Annotated in this window: 14 protein-coding genes, 1 pseudogene and 1 riboswitch; of the genes and pseudogenes, 6 read left to right on the forward strand and 9 right to left on the reverse strand. The window is 74.5% G+C overall.

Annotation, left to right across the window (positions count from 1 at the left end; genetic code table 11):
- Nucleotides 1–20: 20 nt before the first annotated feature.
- Both ACFSHS_RS11480 and ACFSHS_RS11485 read right to left on the reverse strand, forming a co-directional pair.
- Entirely contained in the window at nucleotides 21–2,171 is a 2,151-nt protein-coding gene (locus ACFSHS_RS11480) for a methyl-accepting chemotaxis protein (RefSeq protein WP_376875598.1), read from the reverse strand.
- A gap of 140 nt (nucleotides 2,172–2,311) precedes the next feature.
- Nucleotides 2,312–2,452, reverse strand: a complete 141-nt coding sequence (locus ACFSHS_RS11485; RefSeq protein WP_376875601.1) for a hypothetical protein — start codon at nucleotides 2,450–2,452, stop codon at nucleotides 2,312–2,314.
- Nucleotides 2,453–3,114: 662 nt separating this feature from the next.
- Here ACFSHS_RS11485 and ACFSHS_RS11490 point away from each other — a divergent pair.
- The 3 genes from ACFSHS_RS11490 to ACFSHS_RS11500 are packed head-to-tail and all read left to right on the forward strand — an operon-like array spanning nucleotide 3,115 to nucleotide 6,512.
- Nucleotides 3,115–4,140, forward strand: coding sequence for a 6-phosphofructokinase (locus tag ACFSHS_RS11490; protein WP_376875604.1), 1,026 nt, complete (start codon nucleotides 3,115–3,117; stop codon nucleotides 4,138–4,140).
- 28 nt (nucleotides 4,141–4,168) lie between these two features.
- Nucleotides 4,169–5,506 carry a class II 3-deoxy-7-phosphoheptulonate synthase gene (locus tag ACFSHS_RS11495; protein ID WP_376875607.1) on the forward strand — a complete coding sequence of 446 codons (1,338 nt, stop codon included), beginning with the start codon at nucleotides 4,169–4,171 and terminating at the stop codon, nucleotides 5,504–5,506.
- The gene (locus ACFSHS_RS11500) at nucleotides 5,499–6,512 is read left to right on the forward strand and encodes a threonine aldolase family protein (RefSeq protein ID WP_376875610.1); all 1,014 of its coding nucleotides are present in this window, start codon (nucleotides 5,499–5,501) and stop codon (nucleotides 6,510–6,512) included. Before ACFSHS_RS11495 ends, ACFSHS_RS11500 begins: the two co-directional genes overlap by 8 nt.
- 189 nt (nucleotides 6,513–6,701) lie before the next feature.
- Here the strand turns inward: ACFSHS_RS11500 and ACFSHS_RS11505 are convergent, their stop codons facing one another.
- From ACFSHS_RS11505 to ACFSHS_RS11520, 4 genes are all read right to left on the reverse strand, one after another.
- Nucleotides 6,702–7,607, reverse strand: coding sequence for a deoxyribonuclease IV (locus tag ACFSHS_RS11505; protein ID WP_376875613.1), 906 nt, complete (start codon nucleotides 7,605–7,607; stop codon nucleotides 6,702–6,704).
- Nucleotides 7,608–7,609: 2 nt separating this feature from the next.
- Nucleotides 7,610–9,586, reverse strand: a complete 1,977-nt coding sequence (pknB, locus tag ACFSHS_RS11510) for a Stk1 family PASTA domain-containing Ser/Thr kinase (RefSeq protein WP_376875616.1) — start codon at nucleotides 9,584–9,586, stop codon at nucleotides 7,610–7,612.
- A gap of 219 nt (nucleotides 9,587–9,805) precedes the next feature.
- Nucleotides 9,806–11,290, reverse strand: a complete 1,485-nt coding sequence (locus ACFSHS_RS11515; RefSeq protein WP_376875619.1) for a glycine hydroxymethyltransferase — start codon at nucleotides 11,288–11,290, stop codon at nucleotides 9,806–9,808.
- A gap of 21 nt (nucleotides 11,291–11,311) precedes the next feature.
- Nucleotides 11,312–11,395, reverse strand: a riboswitch (ZMP/ZTP riboswitch).
- A 4-nt stretch (nucleotides 11,396–11,399) separates the two neighbouring features.
- A complete protein-coding gene (locus ACFSHS_RS11520; RefSeq protein ID WP_376875622.1) occupies nucleotides 11,400–12,527 on the reverse strand; it encodes an alpha-hydroxy acid oxidase in 1,128 nt (375 codons plus the stop codon).
- 13 nt (nucleotides 12,528–12,540) lie between these two features.
- Here ACFSHS_RS11520 and ACFSHS_RS11525 point away from each other — a divergent pair, with 13 nt between their 5' ends.
- The 3 genes and pseudogenes from ACFSHS_RS11525 to ACFSHS_RS11535 form a co-directional block, all read left to right on the forward strand.
- Nucleotides 12,541–12,864 carry an Rv2175c family DNA-binding protein gene (locus tag ACFSHS_RS11525; protein WP_376875625.1) on the forward strand — a complete coding sequence of 108 codons (324 nt, stop codon included), beginning with the start codon at nucleotides 12,541–12,543 and terminating at the stop codon, nucleotides 12,862–12,864.
- Nucleotides 12,865–12,907: 43 nt separating this feature from the next.
- The gene (locus ACFSHS_RS11530; protein WP_376875629.1) at nucleotides 12,908–13,252 is read left to right on the forward strand and encodes a lycopene cyclase domain-containing protein; all 345 of its coding nucleotides are present in this window, start codon (nucleotides 12,908–12,910) and stop codon (nucleotides 13,250–13,252) included.
- Nucleotides 13,253–13,296: 44 nt separating this feature from the next.
- Nucleotides 13,297–13,458, forward strand: a pseudogene (locus ACFSHS_RS11535) (lycopene cyclase domain-containing protein); the annotation flags it as partial.
- Here ACFSHS_RS11535 and ACFSHS_RS11540 read toward each other — a convergent pair.
- The 3 genes from ACFSHS_RS11540 to ACFSHS_RS11550 are packed head-to-tail and all read right to left on the reverse strand — an operon-like array spanning nucleotide 13,455 to nucleotide 17,025.
- Complete coding sequence (locus ACFSHS_RS11540) at nucleotides 13,455–14,408, reverse strand: phytoene/squalene synthase family protein (protein ID WP_376875632.1); 954 nt, start codon at nucleotides 14,406–14,408, stop codon at nucleotides 13,455–13,457. The pseudogene ACFSHS_RS11535 and the gene ACFSHS_RS11540 sit on opposite strands and share 4 nt — an antisense overlap.
- Nucleotides 14,405–15,901, reverse strand: coding sequence for a phytoene desaturase family protein (gene crtI, locus ACFSHS_RS11545; protein WP_376875635.1), 1,497 nt, complete (start codon nucleotides 15,899–15,901; stop codon nucleotides 14,405–14,407). The genes ACFSHS_RS11540 and crtI overlap by 4 nt, the downstream gene beginning before the upstream one ends.
- Nucleotides 15,901–17,025, reverse strand: coding sequence for a polyprenyl synthetase family protein (locus ACFSHS_RS11550; RefSeq protein ID WP_376875638.1), 1,125 nt, complete (start codon nucleotides 17,023–17,025; stop codon nucleotides 15,901–15,903). Before ACFSHS_RS11550 ends, crtI begins: the two co-directional genes overlap by 1 nt.
- Between the last annotated feature and the right edge of the window lie 152 nt (nucleotides 17,026–17,177).

The raw sequence follows: 17,177 nt of genomic DNA on the forward strand, positions 1-17,177 counted from the left end.
TGGGGTGGGCGGGACCCCTCTCAGACCGTGAAGACCCCCAGCAGGCGGTTGAGGTCACCGGACAGGGCATCGAGCTCGCGGGCCGCGGTGCGGGCACGCTGCACGTCGGCGGCGCTGTCGTCGGCGTCCCGGCTCACGGCCGTGAGGGTCGTGGTCACGCTGCCCGCGCCGTCGGCGGCGGCGGCCACGCTCCGGGTCAGCTCGCTGGTCGTCGCCGTCTGCTCCTCGACGGCGCTGGCGATCGTCGTCTGGTGGTCGTTGATCGTGCGGACCACCTCGGCGATCTGGGCGATCGCGCGCACCGCGGCCGAGGTCTCGGCCTGGATGCCCTGCACCCGCTGGGCGATCTCCTCGCTCGCCTTGCCGGCTTCCTGGGCCAGCTCCTTCACCTCGTTGGCGACGACGGCGAAGCCCTTGCCCGCGTCACCGGCGCGCGCGGCCTCGATCGTCGCGTTGAGGGCGAGCAGGTTGGTCTGCTCGGCCACGCCCGAGATCACCTTCACCACGTCACCGATCTCGGCCGAGCTGGTTCCGAGGGCGGCGATGGTGGTCTCGGTGCGCTGGGCGAGCTCGGCGGCCTGCCGGCCCACCTCGGCCGCCTCGGTGGCGCTCCGGGCGATCTCGGAGATCGACGCGCCCATCTCCTCCGCACCCGCGGCCGCGGACGTGACGCTCGAGCTGATCTCGGCCGCCGAGGAGTGCGCGCCCTGTGCCTGGTCGCGGCTGCGCGCCGCCCGCTCGGCCAGCCCGTCCGCGACGGTGGCCACGCCGGCCGCGGAGGAGGCGACCTCCTGAGCGCACCGGCCGACGTCGCGGATGGTGCCGGCGACCTTGTCGACGAAGCGGTTGAACGCCGCGGACAGCTGGCCGACCTCGTCCGAGCGGGAGTCGTCCATCCGCTGGGTCAGGTCGCCCTCCCCGTCGGCGATCTCGGCCATGCGGTCGCGCAGGTGCTCCAGGGGCCCGGTCAGCCGGCGGCCGACCCAGTACGCGAGCAGCCCGCCGAGGACGCCGATGACGCAGGCGGCCACGACCAGCGCCAGCAGCATCGAGGAGCGCCCGTCGTCCATGGAGTCGACCGGCCCCCAGTAGTCGGCGTCGCGGGCGACGGTGGCGATCACCCAGTCCCACGGGGCGTAGTAGGTGAGGCGCACGGTCGTCGCGCCCGCCTCCGGGTCCACGTACCGCACGGTCGCCTGCTCGCCGGCCTGGAGGCCGACGGCCGCCTCGACCATCTGCTGCACGTAGGGCGTGCCCTCGGCGTCGGTGGCCTCGAGCAGGTTCTCGCCGTCGCGCGCGCCGTCAGGGCTGACGAGGACGGTGCCGGCCCGGTCGCCGGTGCCGCCCAACACCTCGACGTGCCCGTTCTGCCCGACGACGGTGGCATCGAGGCTCTCCCGCAGCGCGGGCAGGTTCTCCTGCTTCTGGCCCACGTAGAGCATGCCGACGACGTCACCGGCGGGGCCGGTCAGCGGGGCGTAGGCGGAGACGTACCAGGAGTCGACGACGAAGGCGTTGCCGCGGTACACCTGCCCGCCGCTGACCGCCGACGCCACGGGGTTGGGCCGGCCGTCGGGGTTGACGGCAGGGATGTAGGTGCCGATCGCGCGGGCACCGGAGGCGGCCTGGACGTTGGTCGCCACACGCAGGAAGTTGCCCTCGGGGGTCTTCTGGAAGATCGTCGCGGTGCCGCCGACCATGGCCTTGATCTGGTCGACGACCGGCGTCGGGACGGCGGCGTCGCTGTTCTGGCCGAGCCACGTGCCGCCGGCCAGCACCCGGGGAAGGGCGATCGGGGTGACCTCACCCGTCAGCTGGTTCTTCGCCTCCCAGGTGACCAGACCCTTGCGCGGCTCGTCGAGCGTGAACCCGCCCGCCTGGGCCAGCACGTACTGGGCGACGGCGAGGTCGGAGTCGACCTTCGCGGCCGTCGACGCGCCCTGGGTGGAGACCACGTCGTGCACCCCGGCGGCGGTGCGGGAGACGTCCTCCTCGACGAGCGCCCACACGTCGGCCTCGGCATCGTCGGCGAACCGGCCGCTCTGCCAGGCGCTGACCCCGCCCATGGCGACCCCCGTCACGGCGACGCTCGCCACCGCCAGCGCGACCACCTTGGTCCTGATGCCCCAGGCCGTAGGGTTCGCCCAGGTGGGCATCGTCGTCCAGCGCATGTCGGGTCCCTCGTCTCGAGTCCTGCTGTCCCTCCCTTCCTCGGCAGGCCAGTGGTGGGCCGGCACGCGGGCACCGGGTTCGTGACCACACCGACATGTTGGAACGGCTACACGGAAACCCCTCGCCGGCGTGGGACAGCTCAGGGCAGCAGGTGCGACCAGTCGCCGGGGTGGGTGCGCAGGTGCTCGGCCACGGTCCGCGCCGGGCGCCCGGTGAGCCAGGGGACGACGTCGCCGACCTGCGCGAGCTCGCCCGCGGCTATGGCCAGGTAGCTGCTCACCCACCCCTCGATCTCCCAGTCGGGGTGCCCGGACGGACGACGGGTGGGCGACGTCCTCCCGGGACACGAACCCGGTCCGCCCCTGCCCGGCCGGCGCCGCGATCACCGCGCGGCCGTCCTCGCGGACGGCGAAGAACGGCACGAAGTCCGCGCACATGCTGTGCCGCAGGAAGGTGTTCCGGACGCCGGTGGCGGCGATGGACGCCTCCGTGGCACGGCCACCCTTCAGGGCCCGCGCCGAGCGTGCGAGGCGCGGGGGGAAGGGTGGTCCTCCTGGAGACGATCCGCTCGACCCCCGCCGCGGCTGCCGCCTCCACCGCGGTGAGGTGCTGGCGCAGCCGGTCCCCGGCTTCCGCGGCCGACACCAGGTAGAGGGTCTGCACGCCGGCCAGCGCGGCCCGCAGTCCCTCCCCGTCCGCGTAGTCCCCGGGGGTTCTCCACGACGCGGGCGCCGTCGAGCCGCGGCGCCCGCGTGGCGTCGCGGACGACGAGCCGGAGCGACACCTCCGACCTCCCGGCGAGCCGCGCGACGACCCGCCCGCCGACGGCGCCGGTGGCACCGGTGACGGCGATCACGCGTTGCATACGACTACGGCCCTCACCTGCGGCATCATGACGCCGTCCAACCACGTGAGGCCCCGACTCCTTCCGGAGGAACAGCAATGCGGATCGGCATCCTGACCGGCGGCGGTGACTGCCCGGGGCTCAACGCCGTCATCCGGGCGGTGGTCCGCAAGGGCATCGGTGAGCACGGCGACGAGATCGTCGGCTTCCGCGACGGCTGGCGCGGGGTGCTGGAGGGCGACACCGTGCACATGGACCTCGGCTCGGTGCGGGGGATCCTGCCCCGGGGCGGCACCGTCCTGGGCACCTCCCGCACGAACCCGTACTCCGTCGACGGCGGGCCCGAGCGCCTGCTCGCCGCGCTGGAGGAGCACCGCATCGACGCGCTGGTGCCGATCGGCGGCGAGGACACCCTGGGCGTGGCGACCAGGCTCGCCGAGGCCGGGGTCCGCGTGGTCGGCGTGCCGAAGACCATCGACAACGACCTGGACGCCACCGACTACACCTTCGGCTTCGACACCGCCGTCGGCGTCGCGATGGAGGCCATCGACCGGCTGCACACCACCGGGGACAGCCACCACCGCACCCTGGTCGTGGAGGTGATGGGGCGTCACGCCGGCTGGATCGCGCTGCACGCGGGGATGGCCGGCGGCGCCAACGTGATCCTCATCCCGGAGAAGCCCTTCGACGTCGACGGCGTCGTGGCGCACTGCCGGCACCGTTTCGGGTCCGGGTACTCGCCGATCGTCGTGGTCTCCGAGGGGGCCAAGCCCAAGGACGGCGAGCTCATCCTGTCGACGGGGGAGAAGGACGCCTTCGGGCACGTCCGCCTGGGCGGGATCGGTGCCGCGCTGGCGTCGCTGATCGAGGAGCGCACCGGCCGTGAGGCGCGGGCCGTCGTCCTCGGGCACATCCAGCGCGGCGGCACCCCGTCGCCGTTCGACCGCGTCCTCGCCACGCGGTTCGGGCTGGCCGCCGTCGACGCCGTCCACGACGGGCAGTCGGGCGTCATGGTGGCCCTGCGCGGCACCGACATCGTGCGGGTGCCGCTGAGCGCGGCGACCGCCCGGCTCAAGCTGGTCCCACCGGAGCGCTACGCCGAGGCGGAGGTCTTCTTCGGGTGATGGGCCCGCGCGCCGTACCCTCGACGGCGTGAGTCTCCCCGAACCTGCTGAGCTGGTCCCCGGTCTCGACCGGTGGAAGGGCCTCCCCGCGGCCCAGCAGCCGAAGTGGCCCGACCGTGCTGCCCTCGACGCCGTTCTCGAGACCCTGTCCACGGTGCCGCCGATCGTGGCGCCGGCCGAGGTCGACCACCTGCGGTCCCAGCTCGCCGACGTGGCGCAGGGCAAGGCGTTCCTGCTGCAGGGCGGCGACTGCGCGGAGACCTTCGACCTCAACACCGAGCCGCACCTGCAGAGCACCACCCGCACGCTGCTGCAGATGGCCGTCGTCCTCACCTACGGCGCGAGCGTGCCCGTGGTCAAGGTGGGCCGCGTGGCCGGGCAGTACGCCAAGCCGCGCTCGTCGGACACCGATGCGCTGGGCCTGCCCTCCTACCGGGGCGACATGGTCAACTCGCTGGAGCCGGTCCTCGAGAAGCGGATCCCGGACCCCCAGCGGCTGGTGCGCGCCTACGCCAATTCCGCCGCGGCGATGAACATGATCCGCGCCTACGCCCGGGGTGGCCTCGCCGACCTGCACGCCGTCCACGACTGGAACAAGGACTTCGTCGCCAACTCGCCCGCCGGCGTGCGCTACGAGGTGATCGCCCGCGAGATCGACCGGGCACTGGCGTTCATGAAGGCCTGCGGTGTCGACTCCAGTGCGCTGCACCAGGTCGACCTCTACAACAGCCACGAGGCGCTGATCCTCGACTACGAGCGCGCCCTGCTGCGGGTGCACGACGGCCGGGCGTACGCCACCTCGGCGCACTTCGTGTGGGTGGGCGAGCGGACCCGCCAGATGGACGGCGCGCACATCGAGTTCGTCTCCAGGCTCGCCAACCCGATCGGCGTGAAGATCGGCCCGACGACGACGCCCGAGCAGGCTGCTGAGCTCGTCGAGCGGCTCGACCCGGACGGCGTCCCCGGCCGGCTCACCCTGATCAGCCGCATGGGCAACGGCAAGATCCGCGACGTGCTGCCCCCGATCGTCGAGAAGGTCACCGCCGGCGGCCACCAGGTCGTGTGGCAGTGCGACCCGATGCACGGCAACACCCACGAGTCCTCGACCGGTTACAAGACCCGCCACTTCGACCGGGTCGTCGACGAGGTCCTGGGCTTCTTCGACGTCCACCGCGCGCTGGGCACCTGGCCGGGCGGCATCCACGTCGAGCTGACCGGTGAGGACGTCACCGAGTGCCTCGGCGGCGCGATGGAGATCAGCGACGAGGACCTCAACAGCCGGTACGAGACCGCCTGCGACCCCCGCCTGAACACCGGGCAGTCGCTGGAACTGGCCTTCCTGGTGGCGGAGATGCTGCGTGGCTGAAGGGCTCGTCGACCTGCGGTCGGACACCGTCACCCGGCCGACGCCGGGCATGCGCCGGGCCATGGCCGAGGCCGAGGTGGGGGACGACGTCTACGCCGAGGACCCGACCGTCCGCGCCCTCGAGGAGCGGACGGCGGAGTTGTTCGGCCACGAGGCCGCGCTGTTCGTGCCGAGCGGCACCATGGGCAACCAGATCGGCATGCGGCTGGTCTGCGAGCCCGGCCAGGAGGTGCTCTGCGACGCCGACGCGCACGTCGTCACCTACGAGATGGGCGCCGCCGCGGCGGTCTTCGGCATCTCCACGCGCACGGTGGTCTCCGATCGAGGCCTGCTCGACGCCGACCAGCTGATCGCCCAGGTGCGACCGAAGGGCGACTGGCACCTGACGTCCACGGCGGCGGTCGCCGTGGAGAACACCCACAACCGCGGTTTCGGCCGCGTCCAGCCGCTCGGTGAGCTGCAGCGGCTGTGGGACTGGTCCCGCGGCGCTGGCGTCGCCGTCCACCTCGACGGCGCCCGGATCTGGAACGCGCACGTCGCCTCCGGCGTGCCGCTCGAGACCTACGGCAAGCTGGCCGACACGGTGTCGGTCTGCTTCTCCAAGGGGCTGGGGACGCCGGTCGGCTCGGTGCTCGTGGGCTCGGCGGAGCGGATCGCGACCGGCCGGCTGTGGCGCAAGCGGCTGGGCGGCGGCATGCGTCAGGTCGGCGTGCTGGCCGCGGCCTGCCTGTACGCGCTCGACCACAACCTGGCCCGCCTGGCCGAGGACCACGAGCACGCGCAGCTGCTGGCCAAGCGGCTCGGCGTCGACCCGTCGTCGGTCGAGACGAACATGGTGGTGCTCGACGGCGTCGAGGCGCCGCTGGTCGCCGAGGCGGCCAAGGCGAAGGGCGTGCTGGTCAGCCAGGTGAGCCCCTCGCGGATCCGCCTGGTCACCCACCTCGACGTCGACCGGGCCGGCATCGACCGCGCCGCCGACGTCCTCGCGGAGCTCCTCGACCGCTGAGGTGCCCGTGGCACGGCCGGCAGACCCTGCGCTTCAGCAGCTCCCGTCTGACGCGGTCACCTGAGGCGTGCCGCCGGGACATGCGCGCAGTTCACGAGGCGCGACTCCGGCTGCTGCGTGGCAACACTGGGCGCGGATGCGCAGACTGCGCGCCGCGAACTGCGCATCGGTGCACGCTCTCGCGCCGGTTCAGGCGGCGAAGGACTTCAGCGTGGCCTCGTCGCGCAGGGAGCAGAGCAGCGCGATGTCCGCGGCGTGGCCGGCGGTGGGCACGCCGTCGCGTTCGCTGGGCGTCTCGACGACCACGGGGACGGCGGCCATCGAGGGGTGGGCGAGCAGCTCCGCGAAGGGGGCCACCCCGATCGACCCCTCCCCGATGGTGGTGTGCCGGTCCCGTCTGGAGCCGCACCCGTCGAGCGAGTCGTTGGCGTGCACGAGCCCCAGGCGGCCGGGACCGACGGTCGCCTCGAGCGCGTCGAGGGTCGCCGTCATCCCGCCCGGCGCGGTCAGGTCGTGGCCGGCCGCCCAGGCATGGCAGGTGTCGAAGCAGACCCCCACCAGCGGGTGGTCGTCCAGCGCGGCCAGGTAGGGGCCCAGGTCCTCCACCGTGGCGGCCAGCGACCTGCCCCCTCCGGCGGTCGGCTCGACGAGCAGCCGTGGCCCGTCGGCCGGGGCGGCGTCGAGGACCGGCAGCAGCCGCTCGCGCAGCTGGCGCAGCGCCGCCTCGTAGCGGTCCTCGCCCACCGCGGACCCGGCGTGGACGACGACGCCCCGGCACCCCAGCTCCGCCCCGCGGGCGAGGTTGTGCGCGATCGAGGAGATCGACTGCTCGACGGTCGCCTCGGTGGGGGAGCCGACGTTCACGAGGAAGGGCGTGTGGATGAAGGACGGCACACCGCGCTCGGCGCAGCCCTCGACGAAGAGCGCGTCCTGCCGCGGGTCGCCCGCCGTCAGGCGCCAGCCGCGGGGGTTGCCCACGAACACCTGCACGGCGCGGGCGCCGACGGCGTCGGTGTAGGCCAGCCCGCCCTTGGCGAGGCCGCCCTTGATCTGGATGTGCGCTCCGATCGGATGCGCGGGAGGAGCCTGCCGCACGGCTAGAAGGCCACCAGGATCTTGACGCTGGTGCCCTGCTCGACGCTCTCCCCGGCCGCCGGCTGCTGCTGGCGCACCTTGTTGCCGAAGAACTTCGTCGCGTCGACGGTCAGACCGGCCGCCTGCAGCGCGGCGGTGGCCTCGTCCTCCTTCATCCCGGTCACGTCCGGCACGATCACCAGCGGCACGCCGGCGGAGACGGTGACGGTCACCTCGCTGCCGAAGGGAGCCGGGCCGTCGTCCGGGCCGGGGCTCACGGCCATGACCTCGCCCTTGTCCACCGCGGCGCTCCGCCCGTCCTCGCCGCGCTTCACGGTGAAGCCCAGCGCCTCCAGGTTGACCTTCGCCTGCTCCGGGCTCTGCCCGGTGACGTCCGGGACGTCGACCGGCGCGTGGCCGCGGCTGACGACCACCGTGACGACCTGGTCGCGCTTGAGCTCCGTGCCCGCCGGCGGGTCGAAGCGGACCACGAGGCCCTTGGCGACGTCGTCGTCGTACTCCTCGGCGGTGGCCACCTGCAGGGCCGAGCGCTGCTCCTGCAGGAAGGTGACGACGTCGTCCACCGGCTGGTGCACCAGGTCGGCCGGCACCGTGAAGCGCTCGGGGCCCTGCGAGACCACCAGGCGGATGTCGGTCCCTCGGATCGCCTCCCCGCCGCCCGCGGGCTCGGTGGACATGACCGCGCCGGCCGGGAACTCCTCGCTCCAGACCTTCTCGCAGCAGTCGGGGTCGAGCCCCGCCTCCTGGAGCAGGTCGATGGCGGCGGCCTGGTCCTGGCCGACCAGCTCGGGGACCTGCGTCCACCGCCCGCTGCCCAGCCACCAGCCGATCGCGCCGATGGTGACGACGAGGAGCAGGACGACGGCGATCGCGAAGCGGGCCCGGCGGCGGCGGATGTGCTGCGGCACCCCGGGGCGCGGCCGGTCGAGGGCGGGCTTGCGGCCGTTGACGTTCATCGTCGGGCCGGGGCCCATGCCCGGGAGCATGCTCGTGCGCCCGACCCGCTGCGCGCCCATGACGGCGGTGCCCGGGTCGCTGGGGTGCCGCGGCCGGGTGGGCCGGTTGGTCGGGCGCAGCGTCTGCGGGCCGGCGCTGCTGCGGCCGGTGGGCACCGGGACCGGCTCGATGCCGAGGTCCCTGCGCACGTGCCCCAGCTCGGCGAGGAAGGCGCCTGCGTCCAGCGGCCGGCCCGAGGGGTCACGCCGCGTGGTGCGGGCGACCAGCTCGTCGACCTGCCACGGCAGCCCGGGCACCTCGTCCGACGGGGCGGGGACGTCGTGGTGCACGTGCTGGTAGGCCACCGCCAGCGGGGTGTCCCCGCCGTAGGGCGGGTGCCCGGTCAGCATCTCGTACAGCACGATGCCGGCGGCGTAGATGTCGCTGCGGGCGTCGGCCCGGCCACGCTCGAGCTGCTCCGGCGAGAGGTAGGCCACGGTGCCGATGAGGACGCCGCCGGTCTGGCTGGTCTGGCCCGTGCCGACGACGGCCCGGGCGAGCCCGAAGTCGGCCACCTTGACCACGCCGTCGATGCCGATGAGCACGTTCTCGGGCTTGATGTCGCGGTGCACGATGCCGGCCCGGTGCGCGGCGGTGAGGCCGGCCAGGGTGGGCTCGAGGACGGCGAAGGCCTCGGCGACGGTCAGCCGGCCCCGGGCCGTCAGGAGGTCGCGCAGCGTGCGGCCCCGGACCAGCTCCATGACCAGGAACACCAGGCCCTGGTCGCTGCCCTGGTCGCTGACACCCACCACGTTGGGGTGGCTGAGCATGGCGGCGGCCCGCGCCTCGCGGGTGAACCGGTCGACGAACGTGGGGTCGTGGGCGAGGTGCTCGGCCATCACCTTCACTGCGACCGTCTTGTTCAGGCGCAGGTCGGTGGCCGCGTAGACGGTGGACATGCCGCCCCGGGCGAGCCGCTCCTCGAGGCGGTAGCGCCCTTCGAGGACCACACCCACGACGGGGTCGGTCACGGCGGTGTCCACTCTGGCGAGTGTAGGTAGGACTGCCGGCCCGGTCTCCCAACGACGCGGTACGGGAGGCCGCCGGGGCCCCTGTTGCAAATGGTCAGGTGCGGCTGGTCACGGCCTGCTCACCCTCCGCCGCCCGTGCCCCTCCGCAGAGCCTCCGCGGCCCCGCCCCGGTGGCCCCGTCCGGAGGCTCACCCCGAGCGCGCGAGGGGTGAGAGGGACGGGTCCTCTTTCTCAGCCCAGGTCGAGACCGGGGTAGAGCGGGTGCCGGGCCAGGAGCTCCGCCGCGGCGGCCCGCGTGCGGCCGGCCAGTCCGTCGGCCAGCGTGTACTTCGCGCGGGACGGCTCTCCCGAGGACGTCGTCGTCGGCGTCGTCCCGGCGAGGACGCCGGCGATGAGCTCGGCCACGCGGTCGAACTCGGCGGCGCCGCAGCCGCGGGTGGTGAGCGCGGGCGTGCCGATCCGGACGCCGGAGGTGTACCAGGCGCCGTTCGGGTCGGCCGGGACGGCGTTGCGGTTGGTGACGATGCCGGCGTCCAGCAGCGCCGACTCCGCCTGCCGGCCGGTGAGGCCGAAGCTGCTCACGTCGAGGAGCACCAGGTGGTTGTCGGTGCCGTCGGTGACCAGCCGGACCCCGCGCCGGCGCAGCCCGTCGGCGAGGGCGACGGCGTTGTCCACCACGGCCTGGGCGTACGCGGCGAACCCCGGCTGCCGGGCCTCGGCGAACGCGACCGCCTTGGCCGCCATCACGTGGGGCAGCGGCCCGCCGAGCACCATCGGGCAACCGCGGTCGACCGCGTCGGCGAACTCGGGCTGGGCGAGCACGAAACCGCCCCGGGGGCCGCGCAGCGACTTGTGGCTGGTGCTGGTGACGACGTGGGCGTGCGGCACCGGGTCGAAGTCGCCGGTGAGCACCTTGCCGGCCACCAGCCCGGCGAAGTGCGCCATGTCGACCACCAGGGTGGCGCCCACCTCGTCGGCGATCTCTCGCATGGCGGCGAAGTCGACGCGGCGCGGATAGGCGGAATAGCCGGCCATCAGGATCAGCGGCCGGAACTCGCGGGCGCGGGCGCGCACGGCGGCGTAGTCGAGCAGGCCGGTACCCGGGTCGGTGCCGTAGGAGGACTGCTCGAACATCTTGCCGCTGATGTTGGGCCGGAAGCCGTGCGTGAGGTGGCCGCCGGCGTCCAGCGACATGCCGAGCATCCGCTGGTCGCCGAGGGCGCGGCGCAGGGTGGCCCAGTCGGCGTCCGTGAGCTCGTTGACGTGCCGCACCCCGGCCCGCTCGAGCGCCGGCAGCTCGACGCGCTGGGCGAGCACCGCCCAGAAGGCGACCAGGTTGGCATCGATGCCCGAGTGCGGCTGCACGTAGGCGTACGGGGCGCCGAACAGCTCGCGGGCGTGCTCGGCGGCGAGCCCCTCCACCGTGTCGACGTTCTGGCAGCCGGCGTAGAAGCGGTGCCCGACGGTGCCCTCGGCGTACTTGTCGCTGAACCAGTTGCCCATGGTGAGCAGCACGGCGGGGCTGGCGTAGTTCTCACTGGCGATGAGCTTGAGGGAGGCGCGCTGGTCGGCCAGCTCGGCACCGATCGCGTCCGCGACCCGGGGCTCGACGGCGCCGATCACCTGGAGGGCGTTGCGGTAGGCGGCCGAGGCCGCGGTGCCGTCGAAGCCGGCGCGGGCGGTCGCGGAGACGGGGGCGGTGGACGAGGCGGTCATGAGGGGCTCCTGCGCGTGACGTCGGTGTGCCCAGGCGCACGGCGGGATGGTGCGGACCGCTCCCCGGTGGTGGTCCACCTCGATGCGCCAGTCACGGCCCGCGGGCAGGTTATCGCGCCGGGGTGACGGTGTCGCGGGGCACCGATCGGACGTCGTCGAGGCCGCAGAGCACCATGGTGCGCTCCAGCTCCTCGGTCAGGGCGGCCAGCACCCGGGTGACGCCGTCTGCGCCCCCGGTGGCCAGCCCCCAGATCGTGGGTCGGCCGACGAAGACCGCCGACGCCCCGAGCGCCAGGGCGACGAGCACGTCCGAGCCGGACCGGATCCCGCCGTCCGCGTAGACCTCGACGTCCCCGCCGACCGCCTCCACCACCTCGGGGAGGGCGTGCGCGCTGGCGATCGCTGGGTCGACCTGGCGCCCGCCGTGCGTGGAGACCCAGACGGCCGCGGCGCCGGCCTGCACGCACCGGACGGCGTCGTCGCCACGCAGCACGCCCTTCACCACGACCGGCAGTCCCGAGACCTGCCCGAAGCGGGCGATGTCCGCGAACGTCCAGGCCGGCATGGGCTGGGCTGCCCGGTCGTCGGGCGGGTGGTTCGCCAGCCGGACGTCGGCCGGCAGCGCGAAGTCGTGCCGCAGGTCCCGGCGTCGGCGGCCGAAGAGCGGCAGGTCGACGGTGAGCACGAGGGCCCGGTAGCCGGCATCCCCGGCGCGCCGCGCCAGGTCGTCGGTGTGGCCGCCGGAGTGCAGGCGGTAGAGCTGGAACCAGGCGGGCGAGCCGGTCGTCTCCGCGGCCACCTCCTCCACGGTGTGCGTCGCGCTGGTCGACACGGTCATGAGCGCGCCGGCCGCTCCCGCGCCGCGAGCGGTCGCGCGCTCACCGTCGGGATGCGCCATGCCCTGGTAGGCCCACGGGGCGACGGCGATCGGCGTGCGGACGCCGCTGCCGAGCAACTCGGTTCCCAGCCGAACGGCGGTGACCCCGCGCAGGACCCGCGGCCGCAGCCGCCACGACCGCCAGGCCCCCGTGGCTTCCCCGAGCGTGGTCTCGCTCTCCGCGCCGCCGGCGTAATAGTCGAAGACCGGGCCGGGCAGCCGGTCGCGCGCCCGTGCCTCCAGCAGGTCGAGGTCCAGGAACGGCGGCTCGCGGCCCGGGTCCTCGGGGGTCTCCGGCTCACCAGGGGCGCGCCGCCGCTGGCCCGGCACCGGGCTGTCCGCTGGTCCGACGCTCGCCATAGGCTGGGAGCCTATGGACACGCTCACGCCCGCGGAGGCGGCTCAGCTGCTGGGCACCTCGCCGAACCGGGTCCGACAGCTCATCCGCGACGGCAAGCTCATGGCCGTCCCCGGTAGCGGGAACGGGAAGATCCCCGCGGACTTCCTGCAGGACGGCGCGGTCCTCAAGCACCTCCCCGGGCTGCTGACCGTGCTGCGGGACGGCGGCTTCAGCGACCAGGAGGCCTTCGACTGGCTGTTCCGGGAGGACGAGTCGCTGCCCGGCACCCCGGTGCAGGCGCTCCGCGACGACCGGCACACCGAGGTGACCCGCCGGGCCCAGGCCCTGGCGTTCTGACCGAGGTGCATCCGGGCGGCCGCGCCGGACGGAAGCTGAGGCCGTGGGGCACCTGACGTACCTGGCGTTGCTGGCGGCGTGCCTCGTGGTGACCGCGCCGCTGGAGCTGGTCCTGCGGGTGCGCGTCTACGCCCGCTGGCGGCGCCTGCTGCTGGCGGTGCTGCCCGAGTTCGTGGTGTTCGTCGTCTGGGTGCTCTACGCCATCGCCCAGGAGCACTGGGACTACAGCGACGAGCTGACCCTCGGGCTGCGTCTGCCCGGCGGCCTCCCGCTGGAGGAGGTCCTCTTCTTCCTCGTCGTGCCGCTGTGCTCGGTGCTCGCCCTGGAGGCGGTGCGGCGGGTGACCGGCTGGGACGCCGGATATCCGGCCGAGGAGGCCGGCCCGTGACGTACTCCTCTCTCGCGGTGCTCGCCGTCGTCGGCGTCCTCGCCGTGGACCTGGTCGGCTACCGCACCCGCATGGTGACCCGGAAGGTGTTCTGGACCGCCTACGCGATCATCCTGGCCTTCCAGCTGCTGATGAACGGCGTCCTCACCGGGCTGGACGTCGTCACGTACGACCCGGACGCGATCTGGGGTCCCCGGATCGCCTACGCCCCGGTCGAGGACCTGCTCTTCGGCTTCGCCATGGTCACCCTGACCCTCGCCAGCTGGGCCGCGGTCAACCGACGCGCGAACACGGCCAGACGGCGCGGCCTGGAGACCGACACCCGCCCGTCGAGCACCCGGTAGTCGGCCCGCTCGATCTCGGTGAGGATGCCGCCGTACAGGGCGGTGGCCGCCCGCACGCAGTCGCGCGACTCCGGTGCCAGCAGCGGCGTGCCCGGCGCGGCGTCGTCGTACCGGCGGCGCACGACGGCGACCATCTCGCGCATCAGCGCGGCGAAGCGCGCGTCGTGCCGCTTCTCGGCCAGCTGCTCGCGGTTCACCCCGTGCGCGGCCATCAGGTCGGCGGGCAGGTACACCCGGCCGCGGTCGACGTCCTCGGCGACGTCCCGCAGGAAGTTGGTCAGCTGGAACGCCTCGCCGAGGGCGATGGCGTGGGGCGCGGCCTCCTCCCGGGACACCCCGGGCGCCGTGCCGAGCACCGGCAGCACCTGCAGCCCGATCACCGCCGCCGAGCCCCACATGTACCGGTCCAGCGCGGCCAGGTCGGCGTAGGAGTCGACGGAGAGGTCGCTGGACATCGCGGCGAGGAAGTCGACGAGGTGCTCGACGGGGATGCGGTACCGCCGGTAGGTGTGCACCAGCGCGAGGCGGACCGGGTCCTCCGACCAGCCGGCGTCCAGCTCCGCCAGCACCGCGCGCGACCACTGCGCCAGGTCGCCTTCGGGATCGGCGCCGGGCAGGTCGACGAGGTCGTCGGCCGTCCGGGCGGCCGCGTAGAGGGCGTGCACGGCCGGCCGCCGGTCCGGCGTCAGCAACCGGGTCGCCAGGTGGTAGCTCTTGCCGTGCCGCGCGGCGATCGCCGCGCAGTGCGCGTACGCGGCGGTGAGCTGCCGCTGGCGGGCCGCCTGAGTGCCCGGGGGCGCCAGCAGGGTCACCGCGACACCGGCCCGATGATCCGCTCCGCGGCCAGCCGGCCGCTGATCAGCACCATCGGCACCCCGACCCCCGGCTGCACCGACGAGCCGGCGAGCACGACGTTCTCCGGCCCCCGCCGGGGGAGGGTGGGCGGCCGGAAGGGGCCGGTCTGGCCGAAGGTGTGCGCCAGGGCGAACGGGGTGCCCGCGGCCATGCCCTGCGCCGCCCAGTCCAGGGGCGTCGCCAGCTCCGCCACCTCGACCGCCCCGGTGAGCCCGCTCCAGCCGCGGTCCTCCAGGGTCGCGAGCACCTCGTCGCGGTAGCGCGGTCCGAGCCTCGTCCAGTCCAGGTCGGGGTTGCCGCCGCTGCGCCGGTCGAGATTGGGCGTGGGCGCCACGATGCTCAGCACCTGGCCGCCGTCGGGGGCGAGGCTCCGGTCGGTGCGCGAGGGCATGCTCACCAGCAGGCTCGGGTCGGTCATCGGCAGGCCCTCCCGCGTCAGCTCCTCGAACACCCGGCGCCAGGACCGGCCGAAGCTGATGGCGTGGTGCGCCTGGCCGGGTAGTTCCGCGCGGACGCCGACGTGCAGGGCCACGCACGAGGGGGAGTACACCGGCCGTCGCGGGGGACGCAGCCCGGGCACCAGCCGCCACGGCTGGTCGGCCGTGACGACGACGGCGTCCGCGGGCAGCCGGTCGCCCCCGCCGAGGCGCACGGCGGCGACCCGCCCGCCGGAGGTCTTCAGTTCCTCGACGGTCGATCCGTACCGGAAGGTCACCCCGGCGTCGGCGGCAGCGGCGGCGAGGGCCGCCGGGACGGCGGCGATCCCGCCCATGGGGTGCCAGACCCCAGCGCCGATGTCGAGCTGGGCGATGACCGCGTAGGCGGCGATGGCGCGGAACGGTGACACGCCGGCGTAGAGGGCCTGGAAACTGAACAGCCGTCTCAGCCGGTCGTCGGTGAAGTGCCGTTCCACGTGCCGCGACAGCCGGCCGAACCCGCCCCGGCGCGCGAGGGCGACCAGCTGCGGCCCCAGCAGGTCCCGGGGTGAATCGAGGTTGCGGTCGATGAAGGTCGACAGCTGCAGGCGGTAGAGCTCGGCGAGGTCGGCGAGGTAGCGGCGCAGCGCGTCGGCCTCGGCCGGGCCGCAGAGGGCGGCGACCTCGGCGGCGAAGGCGTCGGGGTCGGCGTGGACGTCGAGGTGCGACCCGTCGGCGTACTGCGCCCGGTAGGTCGTCTCCAAGGGCACGAGGGTCAGCCGCTCCTCGAGCTTCTCGCCGACCGCCGCCAGGGTGTCGGCCACGATCTCCGGCGCGGTGAACACCGAGGGACCGGTGTCGAGCGCGTAGCCGGCACGCTCCACGCGGCCGGCCCGGCCCCCGGGGCCGGCGGCGCGCTCGACGACGGTGACCTCGCGGCCGGCCCCGCGCAGCCGCAGGGCGGTGGCCAGTCCGGCCAGGCCGGCGCCGACGACGACGACGCGGTCGGTCGGTCCGGGAACGGTGCGGACCATCAGGCGGCGCGGGACGTGGCCGCGACCGCGAGGGCGTCGAGCGCGGCGCGGGCGTCGGCGGACAGGGGCGCGGCGGCGATGGCGGCTCGGGCCAGCGCGGTCCGCTCGGTGATCCGCTCCTCGACGCGGGCGCGGGCGCCCGTGGACTCGAGCAGGGCGCGCAGGACGTCGAACTCCTCGGGTCCGGCGTCGGCGTTGCCCAGCAGCGCGCCGAGCAGCCGCCGGCCGGTCTCGTCGGCCCGCTCCTCGGCGAGGGCGATCAGCAGGGTCTGCTTGCCCTCCCGGAGGTCGTCGTCGGCGGACTTGCCGGTCACCGCGGGGTCCCCGAAGACGCCCAGCACGTCGTCGCGCAGCTGGAAGGCCTCACCCAGCGGCAGGCCGATGGCGGTGTACGCCTCGCTGACCTCCGGTCCGGCGCCGGCGATCGCCGCGCCGAGCTGCAGGGGCCGCTGCACGGTGTAGCCGGCGCTCTTGTAGCGCGCCACGGTGAGGGCGCCGTCGGGGCCGGGCAGGCCTCCGGCAGCCCGCAGCAGGTCCAGGTACTGCCCCGCCGTGACCTCGGTGCGCATGGTGTCCCAGACCACGCGGGCCCGGCTGAGCGCGGCGGGGGAGAGGCCGGAGCGGCGCAGCAGCTCGTCGGACCAGACCAGGGCCAGGTCGCCGACGAGGATGGCCGCGCCGGTGCCGAAGAGCTCCCGGTCGCCGTCGAGGCCGTCGACGCAGTGGCGGGAGGCGAAGCCCACGTGGGTGGCGGGACGACCGCGGCGGGTGTGGGCGCCGTCCATGACGTCGTCGTGCACCAGGGCGCTGGCGTGGACGAACTCCAGCGCCGCGACAGCCCTCAGCACGGTGGCCTCGTCCTCGTCGGACCCGCCGTCGCGCGCCCCGCGCCAGCCCCAGTACGCAAACGCCGGACGCAGTCGCTTGCCGCCCTCGGCCAGCGCGCAGACCTCGTCGACGACCGGGACCAGGCTGGGATCCATCGCGGCGAGCGTCTCCCGCTGGCGACCGAGGAATACCGCGAGGGCCGCGCTGACTGCCGCGCGCAGCCGGTCCAGCTCCGCGGCGGCGAGGAGCGAGGAGGGCCCGGCCGAGGCCTGCACGTGCTGCGTCCCGGCGGTCACCCGCCCAGTATTGCCCAACCCGGTGGTGCCCGACCGCCGCAACAGGACAGGAGCGGGGCTCCGGCTCATCGTCTCTCCACCCTCCTCGCGCCCCTGCGCGACGTCGACGGCGGCGACGTCCGTCGTCCGCCCGTGGGCACGGCCCGAGCCGC

Origin of the sequence: Blastococcus deserti, from assembly GCF_042682525.1 — a bacterium.
Classification (GTDB): Bacteria; Actinomycetota; Actinomycetes; order Mycobacteriales; family Geodermatophilaceae; genus Blastococcus_B; species Blastococcus_B deserti.